At 73.0% G+C, this 7452-nt stretch carries 6 protein-coding genes; 2 read left to right on the plus strand and 4 right to left on the minus strand.

The window, feature by feature from the left end:
• Nucleotides 1-150: 150 nt before the first annotated feature.
• The 3 genes from WDV06_RS35425 to WDV06_RS35435 form a co-directional block, all read right to left on the minus strand.
• Nucleotides 151-735, minus strand: a complete 585-nt coding sequence (locus tag WDV06_RS35425; RefSeq protein ID WP_395513925.1) for a hypothetical protein — start codon at nucleotides 733-735, stop codon at nucleotides 151-153.
• Nucleotide 736: 1 nt separating this feature from the next.
• Nucleotides 737-1279, minus strand: coding sequence for a hypothetical protein (locus tag WDV06_RS35430; RefSeq protein WP_395513926.1), 543 nt, complete (start codon nucleotides 1277-1279; stop codon nucleotides 737-739).
• A gap of 114 nt (nucleotides 1280-1393) precedes the next feature.
• On the minus strand, nucleotides 1394-2401 hold the full coding sequence (locus WDV06_RS35435; RefSeq protein WP_395513927.1) for a glutathione S-transferase family protein: 1008 nt from the start codon (nucleotides 2399-2401) through the stop codon (nucleotides 1394-1396).
• A 60-nt stretch (nucleotides 2402-2461) separates the two neighbouring features.
• Here WDV06_RS35435 and WDV06_RS35440 point away from each other — a divergent pair, with 60 nt between their 5' ends.
• Nucleotides 2462-3736 (plus strand): cytochrome P450, encoded by a 1275-nt coding sequence (locus tag WDV06_RS35440; protein ID WP_395513928.1) that lies wholly within the window; start codon nucleotides 2462-2464, stop codon nucleotides 3734-3736.
• 270 nt (nucleotides 3737-4006) lie between these two features.
• Nucleotides 4007-5323: a polysaccharide deacetylase family protein gene (locus WDV06_RS35445; RefSeq protein ID WP_395513929.1), complete on the plus strand. Its 1317-nt coding sequence runs from the start codon at nucleotides 4007-4009 to the stop codon at nucleotides 5321-5323.
• Between the two features lie 51 nt (nucleotides 5324-5374).
• Here the strand turns inward: WDV06_RS35445 and WDV06_RS35450 are convergent, their stop codons facing one another.
• Nucleotides 5375-7408 carry a transglycosylase domain-containing protein gene (locus WDV06_RS35450; RefSeq protein ID WP_395513930.1) on the minus strand — a complete coding sequence of 678 codons (2034 nt, stop codon included), beginning with the start codon at nucleotides 7406-7408 and terminating at the stop codon, nucleotides 5375-5377.
• Between the last annotated feature and the right edge of the window lie 44 nt (nucleotides 7409-7452).

Here is a 7452-nt window from a genome sequence, read left to right on the forward strand (position 1 = left end):
GGGGCGCGGGGGGGCGGGGTGGGGGGGGGGGGGGGGGGGGGGGGGGGGGGCGGGGGGGGGGGGGGGGGGGGGGGGGGGGGGGGGCGGCCCCCCCCCCCGCCCCCCCCCCCCCCCCCCCCCCCCCCCCCCCCCGCGAGCGGAACCCGGCGCTCAGGCGTTCAGCAGGCGGTTGAAGAACGAGCGGTAGTGCTGCAGGGCCTGGCGCAGGTCCTCCGTCGCCACGTCGTCGCCGCGCTGCCACTGCCCCTCCAGCTCCTGCTTGTGCGAGGCGAAGGTGCCCGCCAGGCTCTGCATCACCTCGGCCACCAGGGTGTCCGCGGAGGTGACGGCCTCGCGCGGGTCGTCGACGAAACGTCCCTGTATCTCGGCCCAGGCCGTCCGGAAGCGCTCCGCGTCGCCGGTGTCGAGCAACGGCTGACCGTCACCGCCGGCCGCCGTCCCGCCGCCGTCCGCCCCGGCTCCCGCGGCCGCTCCGGACGTCCCTTCAGGGGAGACCTCCTCCTGCCGGTCCATCGGCTCGTCCCGGTCCATCGGCTCCTCGTCCCCCCGGCCGGCCGAGAGGCCGTCGTCCTCCTCGCCGCGTCCGGCGGCGGAACCGCCGGACAGGGATTCCCCGGTCGCCTCGCCCGGGTAGGCCGGAGGTCCCGGGTCCGGTTCGCCGGCCGCGCCCGGTCCCGCGAGGTCCTCCGTGCTCAGGGGGCTTCCGCCTCGTCGTATGTCGTCGTGGGTGCCCATGTCACCGGCTCCTCTGATCCGTCAGCAGTTCGTCGAACAGGGCGCGGTAGTGCACCATCGCCGCGCGCAGTTCCTCCGTGGTCGCCCGCCCGTCCGTGCTGCGGGCCCTGATGTCGTGCGCGGCCCGGTAGTGCTCCAGGGTCCGTCCGTGCTCGACGGACAGGTCGCGGACGGCGCCGTGGTACCCGTCGGTGGGGTAGCCGCGCTCCCTCATCAGCTTCGCCACCAGGTCGTCGGCCTCGTCGACCGAGCCGGCCGGCTGGTCCACGAAGTGCACCTGGACCTCGCTCCACCGGTCGGCGAACTGGCGCTGCCGCTCGGGCGGCAGCTCCCGGATGTCGAGCTTGTCGTGCCGGACCTCGCGGGCGTGCAGATCGCGCTCGGCCGCCAGCACCCCGCCCTTCTCCTCGACCGTGCGCTCGTACTCCGGCCCGAAACGGTTGCGCAGGTGGCGCCGCCGTGCGAGCACCGCGAGGGTCACGGTGATGGCGAGCACCACGACCACGGCGGCCACCACGATGGCTATGAGTGTGCTTGTCGACATCTCGGTCCTCCGTCCCGGGTGAATACGTCGCCCGTTGGGACGCGGCTGCCCACCTCCCGGGTGGACAAACCGCCCGTAGGCCCCTCGGTCGGCCCCTTCGGCCGCCCCGTCCGCTCAGCCGAGCGGAGTGTGGGCGGGCGGCACCGCCTCGCCCGGCGGCACGGGCCCGGGCGGGGTGCCGTCGCCGAACGGGCGGCCGCCGAGGGCGCCGCGGCCGTGCGGTGCGAGCCAGCCCGAAAGGTCGGGGCCGGCGGGCACGATGCCGGTGGGGTTGATGTCCGTGTGCACCAGGTGGTAGTGCCGCTTGATGTGGTCGAAGTCGACGGTGTCGCCGAAGCCGGGCGTCTGGAACAGGTCCCTCGCGTACGCCCACAGCACCGGCATCTCGCTCAGCTTGTGCCGATTGCACTTGAAGTGGCCGTGGTAGACGGCGTCGAAGCGCACGAGCGTGGTGAACAGCCGCACGTCCGCCTCCGTGATGCACTCCCCGACGAGGTAGCGGGACGCCGCCAGCCGCTCGGAGAGCCAGTCGAGCCGGTCGAACAGCCGCCGGTACGCCTCCGCGTACGCCTCCTGAGAGCCGGCGAACCCGGCCCGGTAGACCCCGTTGTTCACGTCCCGGTAGACCACCTCGTTCACGGAGTCGATCTGCGGGCGCAGCTCCCACGGGTAGAGCGACGGAGCGCCCGCGCGGTGGTGGGCCGTCCACTGGAGCGACAGGTCGAGGGTGATCTGCGGGAAGTCGTTGGTCACCACCCGGCCGGTCCGCACGTCCACGACCGCCGGCACGGTGATCCCCCGGTCGTAGCCGGGGTCGCGGGCGAAGTAGGCCTCCTGGAGCCGCTCGATGCCGAGCACGGGGTCGCGGCCGCCCGGGTCGAGGCCGAAGTTCCAGCTGCGCTCGTCGTGGACCGGTGAGGCCACCGCCATGGGGAGGGCCTCCTCCAGTCCGAGGAGCCGCCGTACGATGACCGCCCGGCTCGCCCACGGGCAGGCCCGGCTGACGACGAGGCGGTAGCGCCCGGGCTCCACGCGGTAGCCGTCCCGTCCGTCGGCGGTGATCCGCGTCGTCAGGTACCGGCTGTCGCGCGAGTACTCCTTGCCGGCGGTCACGTAACCCATTCCCGGCGCCTACCCGGGAACGGGTGCGGTGAACGCGCCCCCGCCGGGTACACGTCCGGTATGTCCCCCACCTTTCCCCTCCTCGACAGCACCCTGCCCCTGCTCGCCCGCGGCTACCGCTGGGCGCCCGGGCTGATCCGCCGCCACGGAGGCGGTCCGGCCGTCCGCACCCGGCTGATGGGGCGGCCCGCCCTGCTGCTCCACGGGCCCGAGGCCGTCGATTTCTTCTACGACGAGCACCACGTGCTGCGCCACGGCGCGCTGCCCGGACCCGTGCTGGACACCCTCTTCGGCCGGGGCGCGGTCCATACCCTGGACGGCGCCCTCCACCGGGGCCGCAAGTCCCTGTTCGTGTCCCTGCTGATGGCGGACGGAGCGGTGGACTCCCTCGTCGCCCTCGCCGGGAAGCACTGGCTGCGCGCCGCCGAGGACTGGCGGGGCCGCGAGGTGGTGCTCTTCGACGAGGCGGCGGCCGTCCTCGCCGGCGCCGTCTGCGCGTGGGCGGGGGTACCCGTCACCGAGGAGGGCGCGCGCCGGCTCGCCGAGGACTGCACGGCCATGGTCGACGGGTTCGCGACGGCGGGGCCGCGGCACTGGAAGGCGCGCCGCGCGAGGGCGCGGCAGGAGGCGGCCCTGGCCGGGGCCGTCGAGGCGGTGCGCGCGGCCGCGGGCCCGGCCCGTGGCGGGCCCGGTGTCCTGGACGCGGTGGCCGGCGGGCCCGGTGTCCTGGACGCGGTGGCCGGCCACCGCGACTGCGACGGCCGGCTCCTCGACCCCCGGACGGCGGCGGTGGAGCTGCTCAACATCCTCCGGCCGACCGTCGCCGTCGCCTGGTTCACCGCGTTCGCCGCGCACGCGCTGCACCGCACGCCCCGGCTGAGGGCCGAGCTCCGGACGGGAGGCGCACCCTACGCCAGGGCCTTCGCCCACGAGGTCCGCCGCTTCTACCCCTTCGTCCCCTTCGTCGGCGGCCTCGCGGCGCGCGACCTGCGCTTCGGGCCGGAGCAGGTCCCCGAGGGCACGCTCGTCCTGCTCGACGTCCACGGCCACCACCGCGACCCCGGACTCTGGACCGACCCCCACCGCTTCGACCCGCTCCGCTTCCTGGGGCGCGAGCCCGGACCGGCCGAGCTGATCCCGCAGGGCGGCGGTGACGCCCGCACCGGCCACCGCTGCCCCGGCGAGGACATCACCGTGGGGCTGCTCGCCGCCCTGGTCCCCGCGCTGGCCGGGCTCGACGCCGACGTCCCGGAGCAGGACCTGCGGATCCCGCTCGACCGCATCCCCACCCGCCCGCGCAGCGGCTTCGTGCTGTCCGTCCCCGCCGGCCGGTGACCCGGCCCGGGCGGGACGGCGCACGCCCCCGGCGGGGAAGGCCGTGCCTGCTCCCGGAGCTCCCGGACCCGTACCCGCCGCTGGAATGGAGTGGAACGTTCCGGGAAGAGAGGATGCGCCTGCGCCGGTCTGCCCGGACGTGCTGTGAGATGGCTGTGAAGCGACGGACGAGGGGGGTCCGGGGTGCGGGAAGAGTGCCGACAAGTTCTATATTCGTACGAAGCATCCACGCGCGGCGGCCCGGCTGCGTGATCAGGGGGGACGACAGGCATGGCCGACACCGACACCACGCCGGGCACCCGGGCGGAGTCCCGCAGCGCCCGCAAGCTCCAGCGCAAGGCCCGCAGCCGCAAGCGCCTGGGCGTCGGCATAGCCGTGGTGGCCCTCGGCGGGGCGGCGGCCACGGCGTACGCCCTCACCCTGGGCGGCGCCACCGCCCAGGGCGAGGCGAAGCTGGCCGCCACGCAGAGCGCCGCCGACGCGGCCGCCGCGGCCAAGGGGGCGGAGCAGCCCTGGGACGGCAAGGTCAAGGTGCTGGGCGACGGCTCCACCTCGTACACAGGGCCGCAGCCGGACCAGCTGAAGCCGGAGAAGCTGAAGCCCGGCGAGAAGCCGCCGCAGTTCGTGGTCTTCTCCTGGGACGGCGCCCTGGAAGGCGATGACCACCTCTTCTCGCACTTCCGGAAGGTGGCCAGGGAGAACAAGGCCCACATGACCTTCTTCCTCACCGGCATCTACCTGCTGCCCGACGACAAGAAGATGCTCTACAAGCCGCCGCAGCACCCGCAGGGCGCGGCCGCCATCTCCTACCCGACCGTCCCGCACGTGAAGTCCACGCTGGCCCAGCTCCGCGGCGCGTGGACCGACGGCAACGAGATCGGGTCCCACTTCAACGGGCACTTCTGCGGCCCCAAGGGCGGCGGGGACTGGAGCCCCGACGAGTGGAAGAGCGAGATCGACCAGACGTACGCCTTCGTCAAGAACTGGAAGACCAACACCGGCTTCACCAAGGAAGCACCCCTGCCCTTCGACCCGGACCGCGAGGTCGTCGGCGGCCGCGCCCCCTGCCTGGAGGGCCAGAAGAACCTCCTGACCGCGATCAAGCCGTACGGCTGGCGCTACGACGCGAGCTCCTCCGGCGACTTCCAGCTGTGGCCGTCGAAGACGAACGGCATCTGGAACTTCCCGCTCCAGCTCGTGCCCCTGCAGGGCAAGGAGCTCCAGGTCCTCTCCATGGACTTCAACTTCCTCTACAACCAGTCCGGCGACAGCACCAAGGGCGACCCGGCGAAGTACCCGGCCTGGGAGGCGCAGACCCGCGGCTCCTACATGAACGGCTTCAACCGCGTCTACAACGGCAGCCGGGCGCCCATGTTCATCGGCAACCACTTCGAGGACTGGAACGGCGGCATCTACATGCAGGCCGTCGAGGACGTCATGCGGGACGTCTGCCCGCGCCAGGACGTCCGCTGCGTGTCCTTCAAGGAGCTGTCGGACTGGCTCGACGCCCAGGACCCCAAGGTCCTCGCCCAGCTGCGGATGCTCGACCCCGCGCAGGCGCCCGACTGGAACACCCTGGTCAAGTAGTGCCGGACGGGGCGGGGCCGCGGGCGGTCCCGCCCCGGCCCCCGCACCCGCCTACTTCACCGCCCTGATGTAGTCCGCCCACACGCGCACGGCCCGCTCGCTGCCCGGCGTGCCCGGTGCGTCCCCGCCCAGCCCGGTCAGCGGCAGCGCGATCAGATCCGTCAGCGCCATCCGGTAGACGACCACCGCGGTCGTCTCCTTCTCGGTGTTGGCCACGAACCACCCCGCCGTGTTCGCCGCAGTGGTCCCGGTCTTGCCCGCCGCCCCGGGGTGCGCCTTGGCCGCCGTCTTCGCCGACCCCTCGGTGACCGCGTCCCGCAGGGACTCCGTCACGGAGCGGGCCGTCTTCGCCGACATCGCCCGCACCGGCTTCGGCGGGTCCAGCGGGACCGCGGTGCCGTTGCGGCTGGCCGAGCGCACCGAGTAGGGGTCGGTGTGCATGCCGTCGGCCGCGAAGTCCGCGTAGGCGCCGGCCATGCGCAGGGCGCTGGGCTTGGAGTTCTCCCCGAGCGAGAACGTCGGGATCCGCGTCCCGAGGCTCGACGGCAGCAGGCCGGCGCGTTCCGCGAACGTCTCCACCCGGTCGAGCCCGACGTCGAGCCCGAGCTGGAGCATGGGGGTGTTCACCGAGTTCGCCACGGCCTGGCGCAGGGTCACCTGCCCCCAGCTCTTGTTCCCGTCGTTGTGGCCCTTGACCACCTTGCCGCTGCGGTCCCAGTAGGGGCCCTCGGGCGTCTGCACGGTCACCTGGTCGTTCCCGTCGTACACCGTCGAGGGGGAGACCGGCGTACGGTCCTTGCCGCGGGAGCGGACCACCCCCTCCTCCAAGGCGGCGGCGTAGACCAGCGGGGTGAACGCCGTCCCGACCGGGATCGTGGTCGAGTTCGCCTGGTTGAAGCCCTGCTTGAGGTAGTCGGGGCCGCCGTAGACCGCGAGCAGGCGCCCGTCCGGGGCGACGCTGGCCGCGCCGATCTTGGCGTGGGTGTCGGTGTCGGGCCGCTTGTCCGGGTCGAACTCCTTCTGGGCCTTCTGCACGGCGTCCGTCAGCGCCGCCATGCGGGACTGTTCGAAGGTCGTGTAGATCTGGTAGCCGCCGAGGTCGAAGTCGGAGTCCTTGATGTGCCCCGCCTTGATGGCGTAGGCCTTGGCCATCTCCACCAGGTAGCCGTTCTGCGCACCGGGCGTCCCGGCCGTGCCGGGGCCCGAGGGCTCGGGGAACCTGGTGTACGAGGCCCGCTCCGCGGGCGTGAGTTGGCCGGTGTCCACCATGCGGTCCAGGATCCAGCTCCAGCGCTCCACGGCCCGCTTGTGGTTCTCCTCGCCGAGCGCGGGGTCGTACAGCCCGGCGCCCTTGAGGAGGGAGGCCAGGAAGGCGCCCTCGCTGGCGTTGAGCTTCGAGACGTCCTTGCCGTAGTACGCCTGGGAGGCGCGCTGGATGCCGTAGGTGCCGCGCCCGAACCAGCTGGTGTTGAGGTAGTCCTGGAGGATCTGGTTCTTGCTCGTCTGGTTGTCCAGCTTCAGGGCCAGCAGGATCTCGGTGAACTTCCGGGAGAGGGTGCGGTCCTGGTTCAGGTAGGCGTTCTTCACGTACTGCTGGGTGATGGTGGACCCGCCCTGGGTCTCGCCGCCCGTCAGCGCGGCGCGCACGGCGCGCAGGACACCGGAGGGGGATACCCCGGGGTCGGTGTAGAAGCTGGCGTTCTCCGCGGCGAGCACGGCTCCCCGGACCTTGGGGGGCACCTTGTCCAGGGGCATCTCCTGCCGGCTGACCCAGCCGGTGCGGGCCATGGTGGAGCCGTCTGCCCAGTAATAGACGTTGTCCTGTTGTGTTGCGAAAGAGTTGAGGTCGTCCGGTATGTCCGTGGTGGCGTACGCGATGCCGACGAAGGCGACGAGGCCCGAGAACAGGTACAGGCAGGCGCCCAGCCACTGGCGCCAGGAGGGTATCCAGCGCCGCCACCCGCTGCGGCCGGGCCTGGGGTAGGCCGGCCGCATCCGGCGCAGCAGCGGGCGCAGCCGGGCGGCGACGGGGCCGAGCGCGCGCTCCGGCACCGCCCCGACCGCCCCCACCCCCCCCTGTCTCATAAAAACAAAACCCATCCCACCACACCCGATACTGCAATTCCTAT

Origin of the sequence: Streptomyces racemochromogenes (genome assembly GCF_044129415.1) — a bacterium.
GTDB lineage: Bacteria > Actinomycetota > Actinomycetes > Streptomycetales > Streptomycetaceae > Streptomyces > Streptomyces racemochromogenes_A.